Here is a 22,084-nt window from a genome sequence, read left to right on the forward strand (position 1 = left end):
TCGGAGGCGGCCCTCAAAAGCGTCGGTGAGATCCCCCTGTCGTTCAGAGCGGTCCCTTGCCGCCGCCCATCATGTCGCCGAGGCCGCCGCCGTCGCCGCCCATCTTCTTCATCATGCGCTGCATGTCGCCCTCGCCCATGCCCTGGAACTGGCTGATCGTCTGTTCCATCATGGAGTGTTGCTCTAAGAGCTGCCGGACCGTCTCCTCGTCGGTGCCGGAGCCGCGGGCGATCCGCTCGGTGCGCGACTGACCGACGACGCGGGGGTTCGTCAGCTCCTCCTCGGTCATCGAGTCCATGATGCGCTCGAACTTGCGCATCCGGTCCTGGGTGACGTCCATCGCGTCGTCCGGGAGCTGGTCCATCATCCCGCCGCCCATGCCGGGGATCATGTCCATCACCTGATCGAGGGGGCCCATCCGGTTCATCGCGTCCATCTGCTTTTTCATGTCCTTCAGGGTGAACTCCCCTTTCAGCATGTCCTCGGGGTCCCAGTCCTCGTCCTCCTCCTGGGCCTCCTGCATGGCGCGCTCGACGCGCTCGGAGAGCTGCTTGAGGTCGCCCATGCCCAGCAGCCGCGAGATGAACCCGGAGGGCTCGAACCGCTCGATGTCCTGGACGGTCTCGCCGGTCCCGAGGAAGGCGATGGACGAGTCGGTCTCGTTGACCGCCGTCAGGGCGCCCCCGCCCTTCGCGGTCCCGTCGAGCTTGGTGATCATCACGCCCTCGATGCCGATCGACTCCTCGAACTGGCGGGCCTGCTCCTTCGCGCCCTGCCCGATCGCGGCGTCCAACACGAGCAGCGAGCGGTCGGGGTCGACGGCGCGCTCGATCTCCTCGATCTCCGCGATGAGGTCGTCTTCGAGCGCGTGGCGCCCGGCGGTGTCGACGATGTGGACGTCGGCGCCTTCGGTCTTCGCTAATCCCCTCCGCGCGATGTCGACGGGGTCGTCGCTGTCGGGGTCGCCGAAGAACTCGACCTCCGCGCGCTCGCACATCTGCTTGGCCTGGTCGTACGCGCCGGGCCGGAAGGTGTCCGTCTGGATGACGGCGGGGCGGAGCCCCTTCTTCGAGAACCACCACGCCATCTTCGCGGCGGAGGTGGTCTTCCCCGACCCCTGGAGGCCGGCGAGGAGGATCGTCTGGTTCTCCAGGGGGAGCTCCGTGGAGTCCCCGACCAGGTCGACCATCTCCTCGTAGACGATCTTGAGGACGTGGTCCTTCGCCGTGGTGCCGCCCGGCGGCTCCTCTTCGAGGGCCCGGGACTTGATCGAGTTCGACAGCTCCATGACGAGGGAGACGTCGACGTCGGCGGAGAGGAGCGAGCGCTGGATCTCCTTGACGATCTCCTCGACGTCGCTCTCGGAGAGTCGGGACTTCCCCTGGAGCTTGTCGAGGCTGCTCCGGAGGGACGTACCGAGGTCGTCGAGTACCATTTGCCGGAGATAGGCGGTCGACGCGGTAAAGCTTTGTTCGTCGGCGGTCGTGGCAGGCCCCGTGTTCCGCACCTGCGAGGCGATCGGTTAACTGGCGGGACGCCCGACCTGAGGCCGCTCGTCCGATGGACCTCGACCGACTCCGCTACTACACCCGTTGGCACGCGTTCGCGAACGACCAGCGGTACCGGGCGCCGGCGGACCCGTGGGCGACGAGACGAGTCGACCCGACGAACCTGAGACACCACAACGGGAGGCTTCGCCTCGGTCGAGGTATCGGCCGCGTCGAGGGCGGCAACTGGGATATCAACGGGAAGGAGCCGCTCCGCGAGACAGCGGTGTATCGGTCGATTCGGCAGCGGTACGAGGAGGGTGACCCGTGGGAGGAGACGCCCCCGTACCGTCGCGCGAAAGAGCGGTTCGCGGCCGGCTCTCGCGTGCGCGGCTACGAGAGCATCGACGAGTATCGACGGGTCCGCCTCGCGTACCTCGACGACCTGATCCGGTCGATCGAGGAGGAAGGGTATCGCCCGAACACCGAGGCTGACCACGAGCCGGCATCGACCGAGAACCCCTTCGAGGGGGCATACGTCCACCGGCTCGAACCGGTCGTCGCGATCGGACGGAGCAGAGAAGTCCAACTGTGCGAGGGGTTCCACCGGGCGGCGATCACGTCGGTGTTGGAACTCGACGGAGTTCCGGTGAACGTCCTGTGTCGCCACGAGGAGTGGCAACGGGCCCGAGACCGGATCGCGGCCGATCCGTCCGCGGCCCAGAACCACGAAGCGCCGATCGATCCCCGCGTACACTCGGACTTACGGAGAATCGAGGAGAAAGCCTCGCGCTTCAGCGCGGGGAGGATGTCAAGAGATCTGTTTCCCGGCGCAAGCGGGTAGCCGGTCACGCGGGGAACACGGTCAGCGACGGGAAGTACGTCGAGTAGAACCCCTCGTCGAAACTGACCACGCCGTCGCAGTCGACGGCGGCGTGCGCGCCGATGAGGAAATCCGCGGCGATGTGCTGTCTCGGCGAGAGCGACTCGCCGCACTCCTCGCAGTCGATAGATCGTTTTTCGCCACACGAAGGACACTGGACGCCGTCCGGTCTGCGGTCCACGTATTCGCGGAACCGATCGCCGGCGACGAACCGCGCCTCACGCGACGGATCGGCGACTCCGACGCTGAAATCCGCGAGGAACCGATCCAAGTCGGCAGCGGAGTCGAACCGGCCGTCCGCCGCGAGCTCGGCGTACACGATCGGCGTGACGACCAGCGCTCCCTCTCGGTACGCGTGCCTGAGGGCCGCCTCGCTGGCGTCGGCGTACTCGTCGTTGTAAAGCAGCGCGAGGAACGCGTTCGTGTCGACGGCCGTCGTCACAGATCGTTCCCCGTCTTCTCGTCTCCGGACCGTTCGTCGGCGGAAGGCAATTCGTCCGCCTCGCGGGGATACTCACCGCGGAGCCGACGCATCCGCTCCGACATCGTCTCGTCGCTGTCCGCGCTGCCACGGTACTTCTCGAAGGGGTCCTCGCCGTCCTCGGTAGTCGGGGCCCGCTTCCGGAGCCGATACCCGGAGCCGACTCGCTCGAAGTCCACCTCGTCTCCGGGCTCGATCCCGAGGGCGTCTCGAATTTCTTTCGGGATCGTGACCTGTCCCTTCGTAGTGACTCGGGGCATACCTAGTAATACGTTCTTAGTAATACAATATAAATATTACTCGCTGATGACCCGCGCCCCCGCGGCGTCGATCCGGCAGGCGTCGGGGTCGTAGCCCGCGTCGGAGAGCCCAGTGCCGAGCGCGAAGACGGTGCGGCCGAGCATCGCCATGGCGGCACCGTGGTCGTCGGGCTCCCGGCCCGCGGCGTCGTCCTCCTCGCCGACCGCCGCGATCGCCTCGGCGACCTCGGGGACGAGGAGGTCCGCCTCGCGGGCGAACTCGCGGGCCGCGTCCATCAGGGTCGGGAGCCGCGGGTCCGCGCGGAGGCGGGCGAGCGCGTCCTCCCCGGCGGCCGAGAGGGCGGTCGTGTCGCCGCCCAAGACCGCCTCGGTCGACAGCTCGCCGAAGGTGACGTACTCGACGCGGGCGGCGGCGGGGATCCCGTCGAGCGCGCCGACCCCCGGCGCGCCGGGCTCCACTCGGATCGGGACGCCGCCGCGGGCCTGCGCGACCACGTCGCCGAGGCCGGTGCCGCGACCCACCTCCGCCTCGTGGGCGATCCGGACCAGCTCGTTCTCGGAGCGCCCGCGGTCGAGGGCGTCGTTGGCCGCGAGGGCCGCGCCGAGCGCCGCGGCGCCGGAGACGCCGAAGCCGGCCCCGATCGGGAGGTCGGTCTTGACCGCGACGTCGGCGCCCTCACAGCCCAGTTCCGCGACCACGTCCTCGACCGCGCCGATCGTCCCCGGGTCGCCGTCGATCGTGTGGGACCCGTCGATGGTGTGGGGCCCGTCGATCGTGTGGGACCCGTCGGTCTCGCGTGAAGCGTCGGTCGCGCCGCTCGCGCTCTCGGCCCGGTCCGCCGCCGACACCCGGACGGTCACCCCGTCGGTGAGGGTGAGGCCGGCCCCGCGCGACCCGGCGGCCGCGGGACGCTCGGCCGGGTGCGCGCTGAAGAAGGCGGTGACGTGCCCGGGAACGAAGGCGGTCGCCCTGCTCATGGCGAACCGGACGACCGGGCGTCGATTAACGGTTGTTATCCGCGCCGGAGCGAGCGACGACACCGCAGGCGGTAAATAGTCCCCACCCAAACCCGGCTCGTATGCGAGACCAGTTGCGTCCCGTCCTCGCCGCCGTCCTGGCGCTGGTGTTCCCGGGGCTCGGGCACCTCGTCTTGCGCCGCTGGGGCCGGGCGCTGCTGTGGCACCTCACGATCGTCGGCGGCGGCGTGGCGCTGCTCGCGTTTTACGACGTCGACGCGGGCAGTTCGGTCCTGACGCCGGCCGAGGCCGCGGACGCCGCCGCCGCGCTCCCGACCGAGGTGACGCTTCCGGTCGCCCTCTTGTACGTGCTGTCCTCGATCGACGCCTACGTCGTCGGACGGGCGGACGTCGCCGAGCGGAACCGGGTCGACGCGACCGCGGAGGCGGTCCGGCGCCGCGCCGCGAGCGCCGACGACGAGGGACCCGTCGCCGGCTCGCCGGTGACCGAGATCACCAGCGAGGACGACGAGACGCTGCAGGTCGAGTGCCCGAACTGCGGGAAGGAGACCGACGCCGAACTCGACTTCTGTCACTGGTGTACGGAGCCGCTCCCGTGGAACGAGAGCGAGTAGAACGGAATACCCGGCGGCAGGTCCGCGGGTTCGTTCGTGGTCGTTGGCTGACAGGCGGGGTGTCTATTTGTCCCTCCGTCACGTGGAGGTCGTATGGAACACGCAGAGTACGTGTACACCAGCGGAATGTCCGAGTCCGACGTCGACGAGTACCTGCGAGCGGGCGAGCACGGCGTCCTCGGACTGGCGGACGACAACGACGCGTACACCGTCCCGCTGAGCTATCACTACGACGGCGACCGATTCCTGCTTCGGATGAGCGAGCACGACGACGACAGCGAGAAGGGGCGGTTCATCGAAACGACCGAGACCGCCACGTTCGTGTGCTACGAGGCCTCGACGACCGAGTCGTGGAGTATTCACGTTCGCGGTCCGCTCCGGGAGTGGGAAGGGGACGTCGACGAGAAAACGCTCAACGAGTGGTTCCAGCCGTTTCGGCTGTTCGACGAGGCGATCGAGAACGTCGGGTTCACCCTGTACGAGCTGGGAATGGAGACCGTTGCCGGTCGGGAAACCGTCGAGTAGGAACCTCGGCTGCACGGGGTCGAACCGGGGGGACCGAACGGCGAGGACCGGGACTCACTGACCGACCGCGCGCCCGGAGCGCTCCGCGACCTCGAGCGCCCAGACGTTCGGGTTCTCCTGGAGTTCGTGTTCGGCGAGGAGCTTCGATCGATACGCGTTGTCGAGCATCGCCTCGCGGGCGGCGTCCCAGTCTCCGGGGGAAATCCGGTCGAGCGGTCCGGCGACGACCACGCTCCGCCACGCTCCGTCGGGATCGACGGCGAACGTCGTGAAGCTCGCGACGTCCGACTGGTCGGCGTACGTCTCCTTCCGCAGGTCGGCGGTCGCACCGAGAAACACGAAGTAGAGCCTGTCGGTACCGTCGTACCCGAACGACAACGGAACGCCGTACGGTACCCCGTCGGCGCTCATCGACAGGACGCCGACGCCCATCTCGGTCAGCAGGTCGTCGATCGCGGACTCCTCCATCTCCATGCCCAGTAAGGGCCGAAGCTCCGAATCCATACGTCCCGTATACGCGCACTGGGACATAAATTCTGCCAAGAGTTAGCACGTGTCTACCCAGAGCCGGCGCGCCCCGCGTGCGACCGCCGAGCGCGCTGTCCCGTCCGCGGCGTTGAGGACCGGCGGGGCGACGGCCGCCCGACGACTGACGGTCACGACCGACGACCGACGATCACGAGGCCACGGTTCGGACGGGAGTCCCTCCGACGGATGGATTTCGACGAGCCGCCGCAGTGGACCGGACGCGTCTCGGATGTGCTGTCGGCCCCGGGCTTCTATGTGCGGGGCGGCCGAACGGTCGATATGGCGAACGCGCCTCCGACGGTCGATCTCAAGGCGGATCTCGCGGACGACGTGGCCCTGGTCACGGGGGCGACGCGCGGGATCGGCGCCGAGATCGCCGCGGAGCTCGTCGAGCTCGGAGCGACCGTGTACGCCGGCGCGCGGGATCCGGACGACGTCACCGCGCCCGACCAGCACGCGGTCCGATTGGACGTGACCGAAGCCGACGACGCCCGGGCGGCCGTCGAACGGATCGAGCGCGAACGGGGCTCGCTCGACGTCTTGGTGAACAACGCGGGAGTCTTCCCCCGGTCGGGGCCGCTCCACGAGATGGAGATCGGCGAGTTCGACCGCGCGATGGCCGTGAACCTCCGCGGGCCGGTTCTCGTGACCAAACACGCGATACCGCTGCTTCTGGACGAGCCCGGAGGGCGCGTCGTCACCCTCTCGTCGGGCCTCGGACGGTTCACCGAGGGCCAGATGGGCGGTCGGTACCCGGCCTACCGGCTCTCGAAGGTCGGCGTCGGCGGGCTGACGGCGTACCTCGACGCCGAGTACGGCGACCGGGGGCTCATCGCGAACGCGGTCTCCCCGGGGTGGGTCCGAACGGACATGGGCGGGGAGGGCGCACCCCGGTCGCCGTCGAAGGGGGCCGAGACGCCGGTGTGGCTCGCGCGGTTCGCGCCGGGAAGCCCGGCCGGGCGACTCTGGAAGGACCGCGAGCGGATCTCGTGGTAGCCTCCGAGATCGAAACCGACTCGGCCGGCGGTGGCTCGCACCGGCTCGCGGTGACGGCGGCGGCCCACGGCAGACGCTCCGTCGCGAGCATCGGGGGCGAGACGCCGGTGAACGCCAGTGGGTATCAAGTCCGCTCGGGACTAACACGCGGCATGACGAAGCAACCGGAGACCATCGCGGGCGTCGAAGACGTCGACTGCACGGGCCTCCAGGCGCTGGTGACCGGATCGACGAGCGGTATCGGACGGGCCGCGGCGCTCGCGCTCGGTCGGCTCGGCGCCGACGTCGTCGTGCACGGTCGCGACCGCGAGGCCGGAGCGACCGTCGTCGACGAGCTCGAGGCGGTCGGCGCGCACGGCCGGTTCATCCGGGCGGACTTCGCGGACCCCGGTTCGGTACGGGAGCTCGCCGCGAGCGTTCGCCGGGAGACGGACGGGCTCGACCTGCTGGTCAACAACGCCGGCGGCTTCTTCCGGAAGGGACGACTGACCGCCCTCGGCGTCGAGTACACCTTCCACGTGAATCACCTCAGTCCGTATCTGCTGACGGCCGAACTGCTCGATCACCTCGCCGACGGCGCTCGGGTCGTGACGACGGCGTCGGCCGCCCACCGGGGGACGGAGCTCGACCTGACCAGCGTACGGACGGTCGAGGGGTACTCCGCGACGTGGGCGTACGGGCACTCGAAGCTCGCGAACGTCCTGTTCGCGAACGAGCTCGCCGCCCGCCTGGACGCGGCCGGTCGCGACGTCGTCTCGAACAGCGTCCACCCCGGTGCGATCCCGGGCAGCGGGTTCAGTCGCTTTCTCCCGGGACCGCTGCCGCGCGTCCTGCGGGCGCTCGACGCCCTGCCCGTCGTCACGAGCGTCGCGGACGGCGCCGCCGAACTGCTCGTCCCCGCCGTGTCGCCTCGGACGGCCGACGTCTCGGGCCGGTACTTCGCCGACCAACGGCCGACGCGGCCGTCGCGCGCGGCGGCGGACACGGCGGCCGCCCGCCGCTTCTGGGACGCGAGCGCAGACCTCCTCGAGGTGGAGCCGCCGCTCTCGGACGCCGCGAGGACGGGATCCGGCGACTGAGCCGGTGGAGCGTCGTCGCACGGACCCGGACCACCGCGACGGCTCGCCGTGAGTAGCGCGTATCGGCACGGCGCGCGGCCGTCACGACACCCGGTCTTTGAGCCGGACGTCCCTGACGTAAAACAGGTACCACCCGATCGCGACGAACGAGAGGGCGACTCCGAGAAGCTGTGAGAGCGGCTGCATGAACCCGATCAGTGCGAAGCTCGAAACGGCGCCCACGATCGGAACCGCCGGGTACCCCGGGGAGGTGAACGCGGGATCGTACCACGCCGGGTCCCGCCGGCGGATCACGACGAGCGCGACGCAGATGGGTCCGTACATGATCAGGTGGGGGAACGACGCGACTTCGGCGAGCACTTCCGTTCGACCGGTGGCCACCAGCACGGCCGTCACCCCGCCTGCGACCGTCTCGCCGAAGACGAAGGGATCGACCCGGCCCGTCTCGACTGGCGGCAGGAACGCGGCGGCTCGGTCGCGGACGCGATCGTCGGGGCCGCCGAGGACTACGACCTCCTCGTCGTGGGCGAATCGGAGCCCTCACTGACCGACCGCATTCTCGGTGACGTGACCGACGACGTGATCGACGAGTCGTCCGGTCCGCTGCTGATCGTCCGGGACACGTAGGCGTTCGGCCCGTGCCGGCTCGGTGTCGGCTGGTTCGGAAGGGTGGATGCCGCCCGTTCTGTACGGTGGACGCCGCTCGCTCCGCGTCACTCCACCGGACAGCGATCGATTCCCAGCGCGCGGTACAGCAGACACCGCCGCGTCGCGCCCTCGACGATCAGTACCGCCGCGGCGATACCGAGACCGACCGCGGAGACGACCGGGACGCTCACGCTGCCGCTCGCGACGAGGAACGCGAGGATCGCGATCGCGACGCCGCCGGCTATCCGGGCGAGCGCGTCGATCCGTCCGACGTTTCGCTTCATACGCGTCCTAACGGCTACGCGGACTAAAACGCTGAGGCCCCCGCGAGGGAATGAAAATATCGTCGCGTCGAGCGAGGACGCCCTCACCGCGTCGTGTCGACGGTGCCGTCACGCGGACGTCGCCGTCGATCCGCTCGCGTGAGGATCCGCTACCGCGGTGCGACCCGCCACGTGGTCGCCCCGGTGTACGACCACTTCTCGATCTCGAGGTCCTGCATCGAGTCCTGCAGCCGGACGATCAGCGCGCCGATCTCCTTCGGCGAGAGGTCCACGTCGTCGGCGATGAACTTCGCTTTGAAGTACGTCTCGCCGTCGGCCGCTTCCGCCCGGAGGAACGCCGCGAGCCGCTCGGCCTTCGACCCCGACGACTCGGACGACCCCGCGGCGGTGTCCGTCGCGCTCATGACTGGCTCCCGGCGCTGCCGTGGTTGTGACCGACGACGACGCACGCCGCGTGGAGGGCGATGAGCGCCAGGGGACTCCACCCGTCGAAGCCCATCGCTCCGTAGGCGGCGGGCACGTACGCGACCGGAAGCAGGATCGCCGCCCAGAAGGCGACCGCGCGAACGCTCGCGACCGCTCGGTTCCAACAGGCGCTCGAGACGCTGGCCCCGATCCGCATCGGCGCCCGAATCGGCGAAGAGGACGTTTTACTCGACATGGGGAACACCGGACATACTCGTCGCGTGGACCGCCGCCATCATATAAGGGCCAGAGCGTTGGCGCGGGTTTGGTTGGATTAACCGAAACCCCGGACGTTTCGGGACTGTTCACGAATCGTGTGCGACCGTTCAAAACGGGCTCAGAACCTATGAGATTCTTTATAATTCATCTAGAATTGGTTATTTCACGAGGGGCCCGCCGGTCCGAGTGGGGCGACCGAACCGCGTTTCCGCGGAGCGTGACACCCCGCGGTCACTCTTCGGGTCGCCATCGGCCGCCGATCTCGTCGCGCGGGTAGTCCTGATACGTGCCGTCGAGAAACGTGGTGACGCGGCCGTTTTCCTCGCTGAGCGTGACCGCCCAGATGACCTCTTCGCGGAGCGAGGTCTCCAGCGCGCTCAGGTGTTTGGTCCCCATCCAGTCGGCGGGAGAGATGTCGTCGCTTCCCGACATCTCGTCCGGCGAGGGGTTGCGGACGCGCACCATCTGCTCCTGGATCGTCCCGTCCGCGGTGACGATGATCGCCCCGTCCCGCGTGAGCGCCACGTCGCGAGCGACCTCGGTGAACTTGTCCAGCGAGTCGCTGACGAGCTGGCACCGATTGATCGGCCACCTGTTCGCGCCGAGCGGGTCGGTGAACCCGTCGAAGCTCATCTCGGCGACGATCAACACGTAAAGGCTGGGCCCGGCGACGTGCGGTTCCCCCCACCGGTCGAACTCCAGGCTCAACGACTCGGCGGCGTAGCGGATCTGATCCATGAGTCCCTGGCTCTTCATGAATCGCTTCCGGACTCGGTCGAGTTCCTCCATCTTGGTATGTATACACATGTCTATAGACGCATGAAGCTTGTTCAGCGACCGACCTCCGCGGACCGAGCGGCGCGACGGGTCATGCACAGGCTCTTGGTCCACGCAGGACAGGTGTAGCGGTATGGGGACGGATCCCGGACGGCACGGCGGCGGGTCAGAGACGCCCGGCTCGTGGTCGAACAATCCGATCTGGCGGCTCTACACCGAGTACGCTACCGGCCGCCGGTACGCCGTTGTGGGGGCCGTCGCCACGGTCGTCGGCCGGGCGTTCGGGCTGATCCCCGCGTTCGTCATCGGACTGGCCGTCGACGCCGTCTTCCTCGCCGAGCGGCCGTACGCGCTCCCGTTGGTGCCGGAGGGGCTCGTTCCCGGGACCGACGTCGAGCAGCTCTACTTCTCGATCGCGATCCTCCTGGGGGCGACCCTCGCCGGCGCGGTCGCCTCTTGGATCGAGGACTGGGGATGGAGCGTCTTCGCCCAGCGCGTCCAGCGCACCCTCCGAGTCGACGCCTACGAGGGGCTTCAGGACCTGGAACTCGCCTATTTCACCAGCCACCGCACCGGCGACCTGATGAGCGTCCTCAACAACGACGTCAACGCGCTCGAGACGTTTCTGGAGGACGGGCTGAGCGCGACGCTGTGGATCCTCGCGACCGTCGTCGGCATCGGGCTGATCCTCGTCGGGTTGAACGTCCCGCTGACGGCGGTGACCCTGTTGCCGATCCCGGTGCTCGCGGCGTTCACCCTGCTTTTCACCCGGCTGATCGAGCCGCGGTACCTCTCGATCCGCGAGGAGATCGGGGACCTGAACTCGCGGCTGGAGAACAACGTCAGCGGCATCGAGGTCATCAAGAGCGAGGGGGCCGAGCCGTTCGAGACCGAGCGGGTGGCCGAGGCCTCTGACGCGTACCTCGCCGCCAACCTCTCGGCGATCAAGATTCGTATCACGTACTTCCCGGGCTTGAACGTCATCTCCGGCGTCGGCTTCGCGGTCACCTTCCTCGTCGGCGGCCTGTGGGTGCTCGGCCGCCCTGTGTTCGGGCTGACGGGCGCGCTGACGCCGGGGGCGTTCGTCACCTTCGTGATCTACGCCCAGCAGTTCCTCTGGCCGATCATCAGGCTGGGCGACGTCGTCGACGACTACGAGCGGGCCAAGGCCGCCGGCAGCCGGGTCCAGGGCGTACTCTCGCGGGAGCCCGCGGTTCGGGACCGTCCCGACGCCGACCCGCTCGCGGCCGACGAGGGCGCCGTGACCTACGACGGCGTCCGGTTCGCCTACTCGGGAGAGGCCGTGCTCACCGACGTCGACTTCGCGGTCGAGGGCGGGACGACCGTCGGGGTGGTCGGGCCGACCGGCGCCGGGAAGTCGACCCTGCTGAAGCTGCTGCCACGCCTGTACGACGCCGACGAGGGCGCCGTCCGGATCGACGGACAGGACGTCCGCGACGTGACGCTCCGGAGCCTCCGGCGCTCGATCGGCTACGTCAGCCAAGAGCCGTTCCTCTTCTTCGGCACGGTCGCGGAGAACGTCCGCTACGGCACCTTCGACGCGACCGACGACGACGTCGAACGGGCCGCCCGGCGGGCGCAGGCCCACGAGTTCATCGAGAACCTGCCAGACGGGTACGACACGGTGGTCGGCGAGCGCGGCGTGAAGCTCTCGGGCGGGCAGCGTCAGCGGCTGGCGCTCGCGCGGACGATGCTCAAAGACCCCGCGATCCTGGTGTTAGACGAGGCGACCTCCGCGGTCGACACCGAGACGGAGGCGCTCATCCAGGACCGACTCGCCGAGTTCGCCGCCGATCGGACCACCTTCGTCATCGCGCACCGGCTGTCGACCGTCCGGACGGCCGACCGGATCCTCGTCCTCGACGAGGGACGGGTGGTGGAGGACGGCACGCACGAGGGGCTGCTCGAGGCGGACGGGCTGTACGCGAACTTCTGGCGAGTGCAGACCGGTGATATCGCCTCGCTCCCCCGGGAGTTTCTCGAACGCGCGCTCCGGCGACAGGCGGTCGTCGATCTCGGCGACGGAGAGGCCGAAGACGAGCGGTGAGTCGCCCCCGGAAACACTCAACCGGACGCACAGACCGAGAAGGGCCCGGCAACGGCCGCGATGGATTTATGTTTTTTCTTGCACACTTTGACGTATGACTCAGCGGACAGCAGAGGCGCTTGACGACGCGGCCATCGAGTCGTTTCTCGAAACCCAGTCGGTGGGGACCCTCTCGCTCGCGAAGGGGAACGAGTCCTACGCCGTCCCCGTCGCGTTCACCTTCGACCCGGACGGCCCGGACGTCTACTTCCGACTCGGATACGCGCCGGGGAGCCGCAAGCGAGAGTTCATCGACGCGACGGAGCGCGCGACGTTCGTCGTCGCCGCCCAGACGGAGGCGGGGTGGAAGAGCGTCATCGCGCGGGGCGCGCCCGAACACCGCGGCACCGTCGAGGACCTGAACACGCACCGGTCGGCCGACGGCTCGATGAGCCCGGCCGACCGCGAACTCGCGATCCCGTTTTATCACGTGTTCGACGCGCCGGCGGAGACGGTCTTCGCGCTCGTTCGGCTCCCGGTCGACGAACTGACCGGGGTGGTGGAGGCCGGTCCCAACTGACGTCGACCCCTCGCGGCTCGGGTCCCGACCGAACGCACTCGAAACGCGAGACGAGACCGGGGGTCGGTGACCCCCGATCCCCGTCTGAGCGGTCAGTGACGCGGGTTACGTCCGTTGTCTGCGGCGGAGAAGTTAATTGACGCAACACCGTTGTCCGCGTATGCAAGACCGAACGCCGTCTCGATTCCTGTTGGCGTCGACGGTTTTCTGTGCCGTCGCCTGTGCCGGCGTCGCGATGCTCCCCCTCGCGGTCGGGAGCGCTCCCGCGTTCGCCGGAAGCGTCGGTTCGAGCGGCCTCCTCGGGCTGGTCTTTGCCGCCCGAAACCTCCAGCTGCTCCGCGCGGCGGGGGAACCGAGCCTCCCGCCGGCCGTCCTGACGACCGTCTTCGGCGGCTGGTTCATGCTGGCGCCGCTTTTATACCCAGAGGTCGGGTTCCTCCCGACCGCGGGGACGCAGCTCGGGGGGACGGTGATGGCGACCTTCGGCCTGTACGTGGTCGTCGCCGGTCTCAGCGGGGAATGACGAGCGAACGTCCGGCAGCCGTCTCCCCGGATGCGCTCGGCGCGCTCGGCGCGGTGACTGGCGGTGCCGTCGACCGCGCCTGCGAGAGCCCGTCGACCACGCCTGCGAGAGCCCGTCGACCGCGCCTGCGAGAGCCCGTCGACCTCGCGACCGCCGCCGGGCGGATCGCCGATCGCCTGACCCGAGCGTGCGGTCTCGGGGGTCGGCCGCGACTCACACGTCGAACAGGCGTTCCGTGTCCTCGGCCTGTCGCCGGTAGATCCCCCGTCCCTTCAGCCGGGGGACCTCGTGACGGTGGAGCGTCTCCCCCTCGCAGTCGTAAATGACGGGGAAGACGTTCGTGCGGCGGCGGGCGACCGTGTACGAGCACGCCGCGTCGACGAGCGACGGGTCGGGGTCGGACACGAGGAACACGACGTAGCCGAGCGGTGTCACCGACTCGCGTCGGTCGTCGACGTGGTCGACGAGCACCTCGCGGAACGCGTCTGCGGTCTCGACGATGTCGTCCGGGTCCGGGTCCGGCTCGTCGACGACCGTGGCGAGGGCGATGATCGCTCCGATCGAGTCGTCTTCGTCGCGGGCCTGCCACACCGGGTCGAACCCGCCGGTGTCCCCCTCGACCCGTTCGAACCCGTGTTTTCGTCGATTCTCGACGACGGCATCGCGGTACTGCGCGTGATCCATACACAACCACAGGAACCGGATGTTAAAAAATGACACACATGGCGGCGACACGCGTCACTCCCGATCGAGATCCGGTCGGTCGACCCCGCGGTGACGGCGGGACCGTCGACCGATCCTGGCCGCGCCCGGTCGGCGACCGCCGGGAAGCCGCTACTCGTCGTCGGATTTCCCCGGCCACGTCACGGATCCGAGGAACGGGACGCCGGTCTGTTCCGCCGCTCGCGAGATCATGTGCGCGCCCGTGGGCACCGTCAGGAACAGGAAGACGATGCCGATGAGCGACGAGAGGCCGGCTCCCCCGGGCCCGAAGTAGACGAAGCCGGCGAGAAAGACCGCGACCGTGCCGATGGTCGCGGGCTTGCTCGTCGCGTGCATCCGGTTGTACACGTTCGGCAGCCTCAACAGCCCGATCGTCCCGACCGTGAGGAAGAACGCCCCGACGACGACGAACCCGACCGCGATCCACGTCCGTATCGACGTCGATTCGATCATCGACGGTCGCCTCCGAAAACGCGCTGGCCCGTCGAAGCGTCCTGTTTTGCTCGGTGTTGGTAATTCATCGTGTGGTCACTCCTTCGAAACGATGATGTCGCCTTCGGTGATGAACTTGGCAACCGCGACCGTCGAGAGGAACGCGATGATCGCGAGAACGAGGCTGACGATCACGAAGAGGCCTCGCCCGGTCTTGACGGCGAACAGGACGGCGATCGCGACGACGTTCGTCGCGATGGCGTCCAGCGCGACCACGCGGTCGGGAACCGTCGGCCCTCGGACCGCGCGGTAGCCACACAGCAGGTTCAGAAGCGTCACGAGGACGATCGCGGCGTCGACGACGAGCAACAGGGGACCCTCAGCGGCCATTTCCGTCACCTCCCGTGCCCTCCTCGATCGGCGGTCCGGTCTCCGACTCCTCCGCCACTTCCGGGGCGGCCTGTTTGAGGCTCGGATGCGTCCGCTCGGGCGGGTAGACGGCGAAATTCGGCGCGGGGTCGCTCGGCGAGAGCTCCTCGTCGAAGATGACGAGCGCGTAGTTCTCCCAGTCGCGGATCGGATCGACGATGTCCTCCGGATCGCTCCCGTCGATGACGTGGACGTACAGCGCGTTCTCCTCGGGGTCGTAGTTGAGCGTGAGCGACCCGGGGGTCATCGTGATGCTGTTGGCGATGGTGGTCACGCCGAGGTCGGTCCGCACGCGCAGCGGGATGAGGATCACCTCGGAGTCGACCGGCACGGAGGGCGCGAGCACGCGGTACGTGACGTCGAGACTGGCGATGATCGCCTCCCGAACGAACGTCAGCGCGTACAGCAACGCGTACGGGATCCCGCGAATCGTCCGGGGGACGTCGACCGTCTCCCCGTACAGCCGTCGGAAGACGAAGGCCGTGGGGAAGCCCACCGCGAGGCCGATCAGCAGCGACCCGAGGAGCGGTTCCGGCGCGAGCGGCGGCCCTTGGACGAACACCCAGATGAGACCGAACAGGAACCCGGCGACCGGCCACGTGCGGGTCACGCGCCGTCACCCCCGTTCGGCCCCACGACATCGACGTAGGCCTCGCCGTCGAGGGCGGCGGTCGCCGCCGTCTCGGCGAACCGGTAGATCGGGTCGAACCCCACGCCGACGAGGACGACGGCCGCCGCGAGCGCGACGAGGACCGCGACCTGCCCCGACTCGACGGACGCGACTTCGACCGCCGCCGTCTCCCGCCCCCAGAAGCCGTCGACCCACACCCGCGTCGCGTACAGGATCGTGAGAACGGCCCCGAGGAGCAGCGCGGCCAGGGCGAGCGCCGACAGGGTGCCGGGACCGGAGGCGAGTCCCCGGACCGCCGCGTCGAACGCGAGGAACTTCCCGAAGAACCCGGTCAGCGGCGGGAGGCCGATCAGCGAGAGGAGGCCGACGAAGACGGCGCCCGAGAGCGCCGGCGAGTGGCCGGCGACGCCGCCGAGGTCCCGCAGCCGATCCGTCTTGGTCGCGTCCGTGACGGCGGCGGCCGAGAGGAAGAGAAGACCCTTCGCGAGCGCGTGGTGGAGCGCGAACACGAGCGCCGCCGCGACGGCGGCTCCGCGGAGCGTCCCCGCGGGGTCCGCCGCCGCGGCGATGGCGATGGGAACCGCGATGAAGCCGACCTGTCCGATGCTCGAGTACGCGAACACGCTCACGAGGCGGCCCTGGCCGACGGCGCCGACCCCGCCGACGACGATGCTCGCCACTCCCATCGCTCCCAACACCGGGGCGAGGAACCCCAGCGGTGACGTGGCGGTGATCCCCGGCATTTCGACGGGGACCGTCGCGGCCGCGAAGACCGTGAAGTAGAGGCGGACGATCGCGTATATGCCGACCTTCTTCGTGACGCCGGCCAGCATCGCGGTGACGGGCGCCGGGGCGGCGGCGTAGGCCGACGGGACCCAGAACTGGAAGGGGACGAGCCCCGCTTTCAGCGCGAACACCGCGAGGAGCAGCGCCGACAGCCCGACGACGGGCGCGGGATCGACGCCGTACGCGTCGGGGGTCGCCAGTCGCCGGGCCATGTCCGCCATGTTGAGCGTCCCCGTCGTGGCGTACAGGCCGCCGACGGCGACGAGCATGAGCGCGCTTCCGAACACGTTCATCACGAGGTACCGGAACGACGCCGCGGTGGCGCGATCGGTGCCGTAGAAGGCGACGAAGACGTAACTGACGATCAGCATCACCTCGAACCAGACGAACAGGTTGAACAGATCGCCGGTGAGGAACGCGCCGGTCACGCCCACGAGGAGCGCGTGGAACAGCGGGTGATAGTACACGCGCTGGTTCTCGTGAGTGACGTACCGGACCGAGAACAGCATCGAAGCGATGCCGACGCCCGCGGCGATCGTCAGCATGAACGCCGACAGCCCGTCTAAAACGAGTGTGATCCCGAACGGGGCGGGCCAGTCGCCGACCTGATAGACCGCCGCGCCGGGGGCCGCCGGCCCGAGAACCAGCGCCCAGACGGCGACGGACACGGTTCCGACGTAGCCGACGGCGCCGGCCACGCTCGTCGCCCGCTGGAGGCGCGGCCGCCGACCGAGCACGAGCGTACACAGGACGGTCGTCAGCGCGACGATCAGCGGCGCGATCACGAGCACGCTCATTCCGTCCACTCCGTGACGTCCATGGTGTCGTTCTCCTCGTAGGCGCGGTACGACAGCACGAGCGCCAGCGCGGTCGTTCCGAAGCTGATGACGATCGCCGTCAGGACGAGCGCCTGTACCACCGGGTCGGCGATCTCGGGGACTCCGCCGCCGCGGACCTCGAGGACGGGCACGAGGTCGCGAGTTCCCTCGTCGATGCCGCCCATCGCGATCAGATAGGCGAACGTCGCCTGGGAGACGACGGCGACCCCCAACACGATCCGCACGAGGTCCCGCTGTAACAGCAGGAACGTCCCGACGGCGAACAGGCCGCCGACCGCGACCGCGAGCGCGACGCTCATCGCTCCTCACCTCCGCGTCGGGCGGACGGCGACGCTCCGGCTCGGATCATTCGGCGCTCACCACCGAGACGATAGTCAGGAGGCTGCCGACGACGACGAGGTACACGCCCAGGTCGAACACGAGCGCGCTCGCGAGTTCGACCTCGTGGTAGATCGGAACGCCTTCGAGGTGCACGTACCCCTGGGTCAAGAACGGGTCGCCGACGACGATCCCCGCGACGCCGCTGCCGAGAACGACCACGAGGCCGGCGAGAAACATGCGTCTGTAGGCGGTGACCGTGCGGTTCTCGAAGACGCTGGTACCGGGTTCGACCTCCCTGCCGAGCACCCCCGACTCCAGGTAATCGAGGTCGTTGGCGACGTATATCAGGACGAGCGCCGCCGCGGTGAGGACGCCGCCGATGAAGCCGCCGCCGGGCAGGTTGTGACCCTGTAGGAACAGCGAGATCGCGACGACGAGCACGATGGGAACGGTCACCCGGGCCGTCGTCCGCATGATCGTCGTCGTCACCGCGAGTCACCTCCGTCGGGAACCGGTTCCGCGTCGCCCTCGGCCGCGGACGTCTCGCCGCGGGTCCGCATCGTCACGAGCACGAGGATGGCGATCGCGGCGATCGCGACGACCAGCAGCTCGCCCAGCGTGTCGAACGCCCGGAAGTCCACGAGGATGACGTTGACGACGTTCGTGCCGCCGCCGCCCGGCACCGCCTGCTCCGCGTAGTACGCGGCGACGCCCGTCGGGTCGGCGTCGGGACCGGGTACGGTCAGGAGGACCGAGACGAACGCCATCGCGCCCACGAGGAGGGAAACGCCCGCGTCGCAGGCGATCGCGAGCGGTCGGACCTCGGAGTAAAACGAGGGCAGCCGCTGGAGGACGAGCAGGAAGATGAGGAGGATGAGCGTCTCGACGACCAGCTGCGTGAGCGCCAGGTCCGGCGCGCTCGCGAGGATGAAGAAGATGGCGAACATGAAGCCGAGGATCGACAGCGTGAGCACGCCGGCGACGTGCGACGACGCGGTCGCCACGGCCACGCCGGCGAGGGTCGCGACCCCCAACACGACGGCGACCGCCAGCGGCACGCCGACCCCGCCGAGCTCGATGGGGGCCCCCGCTGCGGCGAAGCCGGCGAGCGCGAGCAGGCTCCCGGCCGCCGCCACCCATCCCACGTACGTCCGGAGGAGACCGGAATGGACCGCCGAGCCGAACCGGGTGCCGGTTTCCGCCGCGGTCGAGACGGTCCAATCGTACCACCCGGTGGGCCGCACGGGGACCGGCGCGTCGACGCCGCGTCCGATGCCCGCCGCGAGACGGTCCCGGAGCGGGTACGCGGCGAACCCGCCGAGGACGGCCACGGCCGACATCGCGACCGGGGGCGAGAAGTGAGTCGGCAGTCCGACCTCGAGCCGAGCCTCGCCGGTGGCGGTGGCGTCGACGGCGCCCTGGACGATGCCGTCGACCGCCAACTGCGGCGCGACGCTGACGACGACCGCCGCGACGGCCAGCACGGCGGGGGGCCCGACCAGCGCGATCGGCGGTCGGTGGACGTCCGCGACCGGGGCCCGCCGCTCGCCGAAGAAGAGCGCGAGGAACTTCAGGGAGTAGACGACGGTCAAGACGCTCGCGAGGGTCGCCACGACGGGATACAGCCAGGCGACGCCGCCGGCCTCGTGAGCGACCTCGTACGCCGCCTCGAACAGCAGCTCCTTCGAGTAGAAGCCGTTGAACGGCGGGATCCCCGCCATGCTCAACGCGGCGACCACGGTGACGGCGGCCGTCACCGGGAGCTCCCGCCAGAGCCCCCCGAGGTTGTCGAGGTTTCGGGTCCCGGCCTCGTGGACCACGATCCCCGCGACGAGGAACAGCGGCGCCTTGAACAGCGCGTGGTTGAGCAGGTGGAACGCGCCGGCCTCGCCGCCGTAGACGATGTCGAAGCCGAACCCCGCGACCATCAGTCCGAGGTGGCTCGCCGTCGAGTACGCGAGCAGCTCCTTGGTGTCGGTCGCGGCCACCGCCAGCAGCGCCCCGACCGCCATCGTCAGCAGTCCCAGGGTCGCGACGATCGACACCCACTCGGGGCTCATCAGGAGGGGACGCACGCGGCCGAGGAAGTAGACGCCCACCTTGACCATCGTCGCGGAGTGGAGGAACGCGGAGACGGGCGTCGGAGCGACCATGGCGTTCGGCAGCCAGAAGTGGAGCGGCACCTGTGCGGACTTGGCGGCCGCGGCGACGACGATCAGGCCCAGCGCCGGGACGAACAGCCCCGACTCGCGGAGGGCGGCGCGCATCGCCTCGTCGTTCGCGATCATCGCCGTCAGATCGAAGGTCACGCCGCCGAGGGGGGCCCGCGCCGCCGCCGCGAGCATGAGCAGCCCCCCGAGCAGGCACAGGCCGCCGCCCACGGTGACGACCATGGCCATCCGCGCCGAGCGGCGCGACTCGCCGTCCTCGGTGTGGTGACCGATGAGCACGAACGAACAGAGGCTCGTCAGCTCCCAGAACAGGAAGACGAACACGAGGTCTGAGGCGAGCGCGACGCCGAGGATCGACCCCATGAACGCCAGCAGCGCCGCGTAGTAGCGCGCGATCCCCTCCTCGCCGTGCATGTACGCCGCCGAGTACACGAACACGAGGACGCCGATACCGCTGGCGAGGAGCGCGAAGAGGAGCCCCCACCCGTCGACGGTGAACTGGATCCCCACGTCGAGCGCGGGGACCCACGGCGCTCGGACGGTGCCGTAGCTGTTGATCCCCGTCGCCAGCAGCCCGAAGCTGACCGCCGCGACGACGGCCCCCGCGTAGCCGGTTCGTTCGCCGAGGACGCGGTACAGAAGCGGCGTGAGGGCTGCGGCGACGAAGGGGAGCGCGACGGCGGTCGTAACGAGCGTGAGGTCCGGGGCCATCAGTGTTCGTCTCTCTCGGCCGAGACGCCGCCACCGGCGTCCGTCGTCGGCCGCTGCTCGGCCATTCGATGTCTACCGCAAAACATCTATGCCCTAATACGGTGGCGGTGTCCGACGCTCACGGCTCGCAGCGGTCACCGGCCGGCGGAGGACACCGTCCTCGGGTCCGGACCGCCGAGGACACTCGCGCCTCGCGAGCGTGTTCGGCGCAAAGTAGTCCCGGGCGGATTCGAACCGCCGTCAATGGCTCCAAAGGCCATTATGATTGGCCACTACACCACGGGACTGCGACCGATGGTTGCCCGTGCGCACTCAAGTAGGTTACTTTCCCTGACCGGTCGACCACGGCGCCGAGACCGACCGCGGGGCCGTCGACGTCGACCCCCGATTCTCGTCGGACGTCCGCAGGGACTCGATCTCGGGAGGCGCCCGAACGGGGACTCCTAGGTCGAGTCGTCGTCGGCGGCGGTGTCCGAACCGTCGCCGGCGTCCGAGCCGTCGTCCGTCTCGGTCGGGGCGTCTCCCACCAAGTGCGCGTCGTCGTCCCCCGAGTCCGGATCGGTGTCGGCCGCGCCGCCCTCCGGAGCGACAGCGGGGGGCGACGGCGGCCGGTAGGTGTAGACGAACTCGCCGGTCACGGCGTGGTACGCCCCCGTCGCGGGGTCCTCGATGACGCCCGTGTCGTTGTCGATGGCGAAGTCGACGAGGTCGCGGAGGCTCTCCGCCTCCGCCTCGGGCCGCTCGTGGACGGAGGGCGGAAGCCGGAACGTCGTGATCCACTCCGCGAACTCGGACCGGTCGTCGTTGTACGAGAGGTAGTCGCGTTCGGCGGGCGTCAGCGCGAGGTCGTGCTCGCGGCGGGCGTAGACCAGCGCGCCGGCGCCGAGGAGCCCGAGGACGAGGAGGAGGGGACCGCCGATCGACCGGAGCGGCCCGTGGCTCTGCTCGACGGTCACCGGCTCCGTGCGCTCGGGAGTGTCCGACTGGAGGCCGGGGTCCGAGACCGTGTAGACGTCGCCGCCGTGGTCGATGCCCAGTTCGATCGTACGGTCGTACGACGTCGACTCGCCGTTGATCGTCCCCTCGAGCGTCACATCGGTGACGACGAACAGCTCCGTCTCGCCCGGCGACGCGCCGAGCTCCTCCTCGATCTCGGCCGCGGTCTCGTCCGCCGCCGAGCTGTTGAGCGCGAGCGACGCCGACGCCGTCTCGCCGGGCTCGACGTCCGAGACCGTCTCCGTCGCCAGCGTCTCCCGTTCGCTCCAGTAGACGGTATCCTCCTCCTCGTCGACGTTGCGGAGGACGAGCACGGAGTCGAACCGCACGTCGACGTCCGACGCGGACGCGGCCGCGTACGTCGTCTCGACGTCGACGTCGAGCTCGGGTGCGATTCGCGTGAAGTACGTGTCCCGCTCTTCGAGGACGGTTCCGATCCCGAACACCGAGTTCGGCTCGGTCACCTCGGCAGAGTGGTTGTACGCCGTCTCGACCGTGAACGAGGAGACGGTCTGCTGGCGGGTCTCGGTGCCGGGGTCGACGTGGGTCGTGTAGACGAGCCCGCCGCCGACGGCGGCCGCGATCAGACAGAGGGCGAGGATCACGGCGAACTGTGCGTCCAGTATCGCGCGGAGTCGGAGTCGGGTTTCGTCTGGGGATGAGGAGCTCAT

Annotated in this window: 27 protein-coding genes, 1 tRNA gene and 1 pseudogene; 9 read left to right on the top strand and 20 right to left on the bottom strand. The window is 69.4% G+C overall.

Annotated elements, in window-relative coordinates; translation table 11 throughout:
• Window positions 1-43 precede the first annotated feature (43 nt).
• On the bottom strand, window positions 44-1,435 hold the full coding sequence (locus R6U01_RS08420; protein WP_410286016.1) for a signal recognition particle protein Srp54: 1,392 nt from the start codon (window positions 1,433-1,435) through the stop codon (window positions 44-46).
• A 125-nt stretch (window positions 1,436-1,560) separates the two neighbouring features.
• Here R6U01_RS08420 and R6U01_RS08425 point away from each other — a divergent pair, with 125 nt between their 5' ends.
• The gene (locus tag R6U01_RS08425; RefSeq protein ID WP_410286017.1) at window positions 1,561-2,331 is read left to right on the top strand and encodes a hypothetical protein; all 771 of its coding nucleotides are present in this window, start codon (window positions 1,561-1,563) and stop codon (window positions 2,329-2,331) included.
• 4 nt (window positions 2,332-2,335) lie between these two features.
• Here R6U01_RS08425 and R6U01_RS08430 read toward each other — a convergent pair whose 3' ends face one another.
• The 3 genes from R6U01_RS08430 to R6U01_RS08440 are packed head-to-tail and all read right to left on the bottom strand — an operon-like array spanning window position 2,336 to window position 4,089.
• Window positions 2,336-2,812 carry a PIN domain-containing protein gene (locus tag R6U01_RS08430; RefSeq protein ID WP_410286018.1) on the bottom strand — a complete coding sequence of 159 codons (477 nt, stop codon included), beginning with the start codon at window positions 2,810-2,812 and terminating at the stop codon, window positions 2,336-2,338.
• Entirely contained in the window at window positions 2,809-3,111 is a 303-nt protein-coding gene (locus R6U01_RS08435) for an AbrB/MazE/SpoVT family DNA-binding domain-containing protein (protein ID WP_410286019.1), read from the bottom strand. The genes R6U01_RS08430 and R6U01_RS08435 overlap by 4 nt, the downstream gene beginning before the upstream one ends.
• 36 nt (window positions 3,112-3,147) lie before the next feature.
• The gene (locus R6U01_RS08440; RefSeq protein ID WP_410286020.1) at window positions 3,148-4,089 is read right to left on the bottom strand and encodes a pantoate kinase; all 942 of its coding nucleotides are present in this window, start codon (window positions 4,087-4,089) and stop codon (window positions 3,148-3,150) included.
• Window positions 4,090-4,190: 101 nt separating this feature from the next.
• Here R6U01_RS08440 and R6U01_RS08445 point away from each other — a divergent pair, with 101 nt between their 5' ends.
• The gene (locus R6U01_RS08445) at window positions 4,191-4,703 is read left to right on the top strand and encodes a zinc ribbon domain-containing protein (protein WP_410286021.1); all 513 of its coding nucleotides are present in this window, start codon (window positions 4,191-4,193) and stop codon (window positions 4,701-4,703) included.
• A gap of 93 nt (window positions 4,704-4,796) precedes the next feature.
• Window positions 4,797-5,228 carry a pyridoxamine 5'-phosphate oxidase family protein gene (locus R6U01_RS08450; RefSeq protein ID WP_410286022.1) on the top strand — a complete coding sequence of 144 codons (432 nt, stop codon included), beginning with the start codon at window positions 4,797-4,799 and terminating at the stop codon, window positions 5,226-5,228.
• A gap of 54 nt (window positions 5,229-5,282) precedes the next feature.
• Here the strand turns inward: R6U01_RS08450 and R6U01_RS08455 are convergent, their stop codons facing one another.
• A complete protein-coding gene (locus tag R6U01_RS08455) occupies window positions 5,283-5,732 on the bottom strand; it encodes a pyridoxamine 5'-phosphate oxidase family protein (RefSeq protein WP_410286023.1) in 450 nt (149 codons plus the stop codon).
• Between the two features lie 303 nt (window positions 5,733-6,035).
• Here R6U01_RS08455 and R6U01_RS08460 point away from each other — a divergent pair, with 303 nt between their 5' ends.
• Both R6U01_RS08460 and R6U01_RS08465 read left to right on the top strand, forming a co-directional pair.
• The gene (locus tag R6U01_RS08460; RefSeq protein ID WP_410286024.1) at window positions 6,036-6,752 is read left to right on the top strand and encodes an SDR family NAD(P)-dependent oxidoreductase; all 717 of its coding nucleotides are present in this window, start codon (window positions 6,036-6,038) and stop codon (window positions 6,750-6,752) included.
• Between the two features lie 152 nt (window positions 6,753-6,904).
• The gene (locus R6U01_RS08465; RefSeq protein WP_410286025.1) at window positions 6,905-7,831 is read left to right on the top strand and encodes an SDR family NAD(P)-dependent oxidoreductase; all 927 of its coding nucleotides are present in this window, start codon (window positions 6,905-6,907) and stop codon (window positions 7,829-7,831) included.
• Window positions 7,832-7,912: 81 nt separating this feature from the next.
• Here the strand turns inward: R6U01_RS08465 and R6U01_RS08470 are convergent.
• Window positions 7,913-8,239: pseudogene (locus R6U01_RS08470) on the bottom strand (amino acid transporter); the annotation flags it as partial.
• Here R6U01_RS08470 and R6U01_RS08475 point away from each other — a divergent pair.
• Entirely contained in the window at window positions 8,162-8,458 is a 297-nt protein-coding gene (locus tag R6U01_RS08475) for a universal stress protein (protein WP_410286026.1), read from the top strand. The pseudogene R6U01_RS08470 and the gene R6U01_RS08475 overlap by 78 nt on opposite strands.
• A gap of 86 nt (window positions 8,459-8,544) precedes the next feature.
• On the opposite strand, the gene R6U01_RS08480 is transcribed toward R6U01_RS08475, so the two are convergent.
• The 4 genes from R6U01_RS08480 to R6U01_RS08495 all read right to left on the bottom strand — a co-directional run bounded on the left by R6U01_RS08480 (window position 8,545) and on the right by R6U01_RS08495 (window position 10,236).
• On the bottom strand, window positions 8,545-8,763 hold the full coding sequence (locus R6U01_RS08480) for a DUF2892 domain-containing protein (RefSeq protein WP_410286027.1): 219 nt from the start codon (window positions 8,761-8,763) through the stop codon (window positions 8,545-8,547).
• Between the two features lie 149 nt (window positions 8,764-8,912).
• Entirely contained in the window at window positions 8,913-9,167 is a 255-nt protein-coding gene (locus tag R6U01_RS08485) for a hypothetical protein (protein ID WP_410286028.1), read from the bottom strand.
• A complete protein-coding gene (locus R6U01_RS08490; protein ID WP_410286029.1) occupies window positions 9,164-9,424 on the bottom strand; it encodes a hypothetical protein in 261 nt (86 codons plus the stop codon). Before R6U01_RS08490 ends, R6U01_RS08485 begins: the two co-directional genes overlap by 4 nt.
• Before the next feature lie 254 nt (window positions 9,425-9,678).
• A complete protein-coding gene (locus R6U01_RS08495) occupies window positions 9,679-10,236 on the bottom strand; it encodes a hypothetical protein (protein WP_410286030.1) in 558 nt (185 codons plus the stop codon).
• A gap of 121 nt (window positions 10,237-10,357) precedes the next feature.
• On the opposite strand from R6U01_RS08495, the gene R6U01_RS08500 reads away from it, so the two are divergent.
• The 3 genes from R6U01_RS08500 to R6U01_RS08510 all read left to right on the top strand — a co-directional run bounded on the left by R6U01_RS08500 (window position 10,358) and on the right by R6U01_RS08510 (window position 13,374).
• Window positions 10,358-12,292, top strand: a complete 1,935-nt coding sequence (locus R6U01_RS08500) for an ABC transporter ATP-binding protein (protein WP_410286031.1) — start codon at window positions 10,358-10,360, stop codon at window positions 12,290-12,292.
• A 94-nt stretch (window positions 12,293-12,386) separates the two neighbouring features.
• A complete protein-coding gene (locus R6U01_RS08505; protein ID WP_410286032.1) occupies window positions 12,387-12,851 on the top strand; it encodes a pyridoxamine 5'-phosphate oxidase family protein in 465 nt (154 codons plus the stop codon).
• A gap of 160 nt (window positions 12,852-13,011) precedes the next feature.
• Window positions 13,012-13,374 (top strand): hypothetical protein, encoded by a 363-nt coding sequence (locus tag R6U01_RS08510; protein ID WP_410286033.1) that lies wholly within the window; start codon window positions 13,012-13,014, stop codon window positions 13,372-13,374.
• A gap of 213 nt (window positions 13,375-13,587) precedes the next feature.
• Here R6U01_RS08510 and R6U01_RS08515 read toward each other — a convergent pair whose 3' ends face one another.
• The 10 genes from R6U01_RS08515 to R6U01_RS08560 form a co-directional block, all read right to left on the bottom strand.
• Complete coding sequence (locus R6U01_RS08515) at window positions 13,588-14,058, bottom strand: hypothetical protein (protein ID WP_410286034.1); 471 nt, start codon at window positions 14,056-14,058, stop codon at window positions 13,588-13,590.
• Window positions 14,059-14,208: 150 nt separating this feature from the next.
• Entirely contained in the window at window positions 14,209-14,550 is a 342-nt protein-coding gene (mnhG, locus tag R6U01_RS08520; RefSeq protein WP_410286035.1) for a monovalent cation/H(+) antiporter subunit G, read from the bottom strand.
• 75 nt (window positions 14,551-14,625) lie between these two features.
• On the bottom strand, window positions 14,626-14,919 hold the full coding sequence (locus R6U01_RS08525; RefSeq protein WP_410286036.1) for a monovalent cation/H+ antiporter complex subunit F: 294 nt from the start codon (window positions 14,917-14,919) through the stop codon (window positions 14,626-14,628).
• Window positions 14,909-15,568 carry a Na+/H+ antiporter subunit E gene (locus tag R6U01_RS08530; RefSeq protein ID WP_410286037.1) on the bottom strand — a complete coding sequence of 220 codons (660 nt, stop codon included), beginning with the start codon at window positions 15,566-15,568 and terminating at the stop codon, window positions 14,909-14,911. Before R6U01_RS08530 ends, R6U01_RS08525 begins: the two co-directional genes overlap by 11 nt.
• The gene (locus tag R6U01_RS08535; protein ID WP_410286038.1) at window positions 15,565-17,172 is read right to left on the bottom strand and encodes a complex I subunit 5 family protein; all 1,608 of its coding nucleotides are present in this window, start codon (window positions 17,170-17,172) and stop codon (window positions 15,565-15,567) included. The genes R6U01_RS08530 and R6U01_RS08535 overlap by 4 nt, the downstream gene beginning before the upstream one ends.
• Window positions 17,169-17,513 (bottom strand): sodium:proton antiporter, encoded by a 345-nt coding sequence (locus R6U01_RS08540; protein WP_410286039.1) that lies wholly within the window; start codon window positions 17,511-17,513, stop codon window positions 17,169-17,171. Before R6U01_RS08540 ends, R6U01_RS08535 begins: the two co-directional genes overlap by 4 nt.
• A gap of 46 nt (window positions 17,514-17,559) precedes the next feature.
• Complete coding sequence (locus tag R6U01_RS08545; protein ID WP_410286040.1) at window positions 17,560-18,024, bottom strand: MnhB domain-containing protein; 465 nt, start codon at window positions 18,022-18,024, stop codon at window positions 17,560-17,562.
• A complete protein-coding gene (mbhE, locus tag R6U01_RS08550) occupies window positions 18,021-20,417 on the bottom strand; it encodes a hydrogen gas-evolving membrane-bound hydrogenase subunit E (RefSeq protein ID WP_410286041.1) in 2,397 nt (798 codons plus the stop codon). The genes R6U01_RS08545 and mbhE overlap by 4 nt, the downstream gene beginning before the upstream one ends.
• Before the next feature lie 214 nt (window positions 20,418-20,631).
• Window positions 20,632-20,704, bottom strand: a tRNA-Gln gene (locus R6U01_RS08555).
• A gap of 156 nt (window positions 20,705-20,860) precedes the next feature.
• Window positions 20,861-22,084: a DUF5305 domain-containing protein gene (locus R6U01_RS08560; protein WP_410286042.1), complete on the bottom strand. Its 1,224-nt coding sequence runs from the start codon at window positions 22,082-22,084 to the stop codon at window positions 20,861-20,863.

Source organism: Halorubrum sp. (genome assembly GCF_046498025.1).
Lineage (GTDB): Archaea > Halobacteriota > Halobacteria > Halobacteriales > Haloferacaceae > Halorubrum.

Excerpts from the sequence above, each read along its gene's own strand:
- mbhE (WP_410286041.1), bottom strand. The coding sequence starts at position 20,417 with ATGGCCCCGGACCTCACGCTCGTTACGACCGCCGTCGCGCTCCCCTTC.
- R6U01_RS08515 (WP_410286034.1), bottom strand. The coding sequence starts at position 14,058 with ATGGATCACGCGCAGTACCGCGATGCCGTCGTCGAGAATCGACGAAAA.
- R6U01_RS08505 (WP_410286032.1), top strand. The coding sequence starts at position 12,387 with ATGACTCAGCGGACAGCAGAGGCGCTTGACGACGCGGCCATCGAGTCG.
- R6U01_RS08540 (WP_410286039.1), bottom strand. The coding sequence starts at position 17,513 with ATGAGCGTCGCGCTCGCGGTCGCGGTCGGCGGCCTGTTCGCCGTCGGG.
- R6U01_RS08500 (WP_410286031.1), top strand. The coding sequence starts at position 10,358 with ATGGGGACGGATCCCGGACGGCACGGCGGCGGGTCAGAGACGCCCGGC.
- R6U01_RS08420 (WP_410286016.1), bottom strand. The coding sequence starts at position 1,435 with ATGGTACTCGACGACCTCGGTACGTCCCTCCGGAGCAGCCTCGACAAG.
- R6U01_RS08455 (WP_410286023.1), bottom strand. The coding sequence starts at position 5,732 with ATGGATTCGGAGCTTCGGCCCTTACTGGGCATGGAGATGGAGGAGTCC.
- R6U01_RS08495 (WP_410286030.1), bottom strand. The coding sequence starts at position 10,236 with ATGGAGGAACTCGACCGAGTCCGGAAGCGATTCATGAAGAGCCAGGGA.
- R6U01_RS08425 (WP_410286017.1), top strand. The coding sequence starts at position 1,561 with ATGGACCTCGACCGACTCCGCTACTACACCCGTTGGCACGCGTTCGCG.
- R6U01_RS08450 (WP_410286022.1), top strand. The coding sequence starts at position 4,797 with ATGGAACACGCAGAGTACGTGTACACCAGCGGAATGTCCGAGTCCGAC.
- R6U01_RS08490 (WP_410286029.1), bottom strand. The coding sequence starts at position 9,424 with ATGTCGAGTAAAACGTCCTCTTCGCCGATTCGGGCGCCGATGCGGATC.
- R6U01_RS08440 (WP_410286020.1), bottom strand. The coding sequence starts at position 4,089 with ATGAGCAGGGCGACCGCCTTCGTTCCCGGGCACGTCACCGCCTTCTTC.
- R6U01_RS08480 (WP_410286027.1), bottom strand. The coding sequence starts at position 8,763 with ATGAAGCGAAACGTCGGACGGATCGACGCGCTCGCCCGGATAGCCGGC.
- R6U01_RS08535 (WP_410286038.1), bottom strand. The coding sequence starts at position 17,172 with ATGAGCGTGCTCGTGATCGCGCCGCTGATCGTCGCGCTGACGACCGTC.
- R6U01_RS08465 (WP_410286025.1), top strand. The coding sequence starts at position 6,905 with ATGACGAAGCAACCGGAGACCATCGCGGGCGTCGAAGACGTCGACTGC.
- R6U01_RS08435 (WP_410286019.1), bottom strand. The coding sequence starts at position 3,111 with ATGCCCCGAGTCACTACGAAGGGACAGGTCACGATCCCGAAAGAAATT.
- R6U01_RS08445 (WP_410286021.1), top strand. The coding sequence starts at position 4,191 with ATGCGAGACCAGTTGCGTCCCGTCCTCGCCGCCGTCCTGGCGCTGGTG.
- R6U01_RS08525 (WP_410286036.1), bottom strand. The coding sequence starts at position 14,919 with ATGGCCGCTGAGGGTCCCCTGTTGCTCGTCGTCGACGCCGCGATCGTC.
- R6U01_RS08510 (WP_410286033.1), top strand. The coding sequence starts at position 13,012 with ATGCAAGACCGAACGCCGTCTCGATTCCTGTTGGCGTCGACGGTTTTC.
- R6U01_RS08460 (WP_410286024.1), top strand. The coding sequence starts at position 6,036 with ATGGCGAACGCGCCTCCGACGGTCGATCTCAAGGCGGATCTCGCGGAC.
- R6U01_RS08485 (WP_410286028.1), bottom strand. The coding sequence starts at position 9,167 with ATGAGCGCGACGGACACCGCCGCGGGGTCGTCCGAGTCGTCGGGGTCG.
- mnhG (WP_410286035.1), bottom strand. The coding sequence starts at position 14,550 with ATGATCGAATCGACGTCGATACGGACGTGGATCGCGGTCGGGTTCGTC.
- R6U01_RS08560 (WP_410286042.1), bottom strand. The coding sequence starts at position 22,084 with ATGAGCTCCTCATCCCCAGACGAAACCCGACTCCGACTCCGCGCGATA.